The sequence below is a fragment of the Tsukamurella pseudospumae genome (assembly GCF_001575205.1).
In the GTDB taxonomy this organism is placed as follows: domain Bacteria; phylum Actinomycetota; class Actinomycetes; order Mycobacteriales; family Mycobacteriaceae; genus Tsukamurella; species Tsukamurella pseudospumae.
The window spans coordinates 1-420 of the sequence record NZ_LSRE01000045.1 but is presented as its reverse complement, the minus strand read 5'-3'; the positions used below and the strand labels follow the sequence as shown (position 1 = coordinate 420).

Annotated in this window: 1 protein-coding gene; it reads right to left on the bottom strand. The window is 68.3% G+C overall.

Going from position 1 to position 420, the window contains the following annotated elements; all coding sequences use genetic code 11:
- Positions 1-111: 111 nt before the first annotated feature.
- The coding region (locus AXK61_RS19085) for a glutathionylspermidine synthase family protein (protein ID WP_197466872.1) at positions 112-420 on the bottom strand (309 nt) is incomplete at its 5' end.

The window sequence follows — 420 nt, the reverse complement described above, 5'->3', positions numbered from 1 at the left end:
CGGCGTAGAAGCCGGCGACCATCAGCACGAGGCCCACGAGGGCGTACAGGCAGATCGCGCCGACGCCCTTACCCAGGGTGCCCATGTCCGCGGCGGCGAGGAAGGTCGTGTTCATGATGCGGTCGTACCTTTCGGAGTGATGCGGTGCGGGATGAAGGCGGCACCGTCGTCGGTGATGAGGCCGGAGGTCTCGCGGATGCCGATGCCGGCGGACTCGTCACCGACGACCCACGCCCCGATCACGGGGCGGTAGCCGTCGAACTCGGGCAACGGGTCGAACATCTGGTACACGTAGCCCTCGGCGCCGTAGACGCCGCCGGTGGCCGTCTCCCGACCGCTGTCCACGATCGTGAGGTTCGCGCCCTCCCGCCCGAGCTTCGGCTTCTTCACGTACTCGGTGAGGAAGCCGGGGCTGTCGAT